Below are 1144 nucleotides of genomic sequence, written 5' to 3' on the forward strand. Positions count from 1 at the left end.
CCCTACATACGGAGGCTGGGGTGGCACTGTTCAACCACTGAGAATTCGGTGGGAATTTGTGAGCAAGCTGTGAAGGTGGCCGCTGTTCCTGCGCGCTGAACGAGATCGCGCGCTGAACGAGGTTCCTACGCGCGGAACGAGTGGACCGTCGCCGAACGGTACACCTGCCCCGGCCGAAGCACCGTCGACGGAAACTCCGACTGATGGGGCGAGTCCGGGAAGTGCTGTGTCTCCAGGCACACCGCGTCGCCCTGCCGGTAGATCCGCCCGGAGGGACCGACGAGCGTGCCGTCGAGGAAGTTCCCGGAGTAGAACTGCAGCCCCGGCTCGGTCGTGGCCACCCTCAGCACCCGCCCGCTCGACGGCTCCCGAAGCGTCGCCGCCCACTCCGGCTCCGCCGTCCTCCCCTTGTCCAGCACCCAGTTGTGGTCGAATCCCTTGGCGAACAGCAGCTGTTCGTCGGCCTCCCGCACATCCGCACCGATCACCTTGGCCCGCCGGAAGTCGAACGGCGTGCCCGCGACCTCGGCGAGCTCCCCGGTGGGGATGAGGCCGGCGTCGACGGGGGTGTAGCGGGCGGCGGCGATCTCCAGTTCGTGGTCGTGGGCCGAACCGCTGCCCTCGCCCGCGAGGTTCCAGTACACATGGTTGGTGAGGTTGACGACGGTGGTCCGGTCGGTCGTGGCCTCGTAGTCGATACGCCACTCTCCCCGCCCGGTGAGGGCGTACGTGACCTTCACATCGAGGGTGCCGGGGTAGCCCATCTCCCCGTCGGCGCTCGTGTACGACAGATACAGGCCGACGTCCGAGTCCCGCTCGAACGGCTCCACGTCCCAGACGACCTTGTCGAACCCCTCGGCACCGCCGTGCAGGCTGTTGTCGCCGTCGTTGACGGAGAGCTGGTACGTCTCGCCGTCCAGTGTGAACCGGCCCTTGCCGAGGCGGTTGCCGTACCGGCCGATCAGCGCGCCGAAGTACGGGGACTTGGCGACGTAGTCCTCGATGGTGTCGAAGCCCAGGCTGACGTTGGCGTACCGGCCCTCGGCGTCCGGGATCTCCAGGGACTGGACGATTCCGCCGTACGACAGGACCTTCAGCCGCGTTCCGCCGTTCTCCAGCGACCAGCGGTGGACCTCGGTGCCGT

General features: G+C 67.7%; 1 protein-coding gene. It reads right to left on the reverse strand.

Annotated elements, in window-relative coordinates; translation table 11 throughout:
• Window positions 1-125: 125 nt before the first annotated feature.
• On the reverse strand, window positions 126-1144 hold a 1019-nt coding region (locus tag STRIP9103_RS43415), incomplete at its 5' end, for an aldose epimerase family protein (RefSeq protein WP_009341947.1).

The organism is Streptomyces ipomoeae 91-03, from assembly GCF_000317595.1.
In the GTDB taxonomy this organism is placed as follows: domain Bacteria; phylum Actinomycetota; class Actinomycetes; order Streptomycetales; family Streptomycetaceae; genus Streptomyces; species Streptomyces ipomoeae.